At 60.4% G+C, this 217-nt stretch carries 1 tRNA gene; it reads left to right on the forward strand.

Annotated elements, in window-relative coordinates:
* Positions 1-142 precede the first annotated feature (142 nt).
* A tRNA-Asp gene (locus FS665_RS23285) sits at positions 143-216 on the forward strand.
* Position 217 lies beyond the last annotated feature (1 nt).

Consider the following 217-nt stretch of genomic DNA (forward strand, 5'->3'; position numbering starts at 1 on the left):
GGTGATTAGCTCAGCCGGGAGAGCATCTGCCTTACAAGCAGAGGGTCGGCGGTTCGATCCCGTCATCACCCACCACTTCCTGAGACTGTTTCTAGTGTCGCGGTCTTTTGATGAAGACTACGGCCTGAGAGAAACGCGCTGCGCAGCGGTAGTTCAGTCGGTTAGAATACCGGCCTGTCACGCCGGGGGTCGCGGGTTCGAGTCCCGTCCGCTGCGC

Source organism: Pseudomonas sp. URMO17WK12:I11 (assembly GCF_007677725.1).
In the GTDB taxonomy this organism is placed as follows: Bacteria; Pseudomonadota; Gammaproteobacteria; order Pseudomonadales; family Pseudomonadaceae; genus Aquipseudomonas.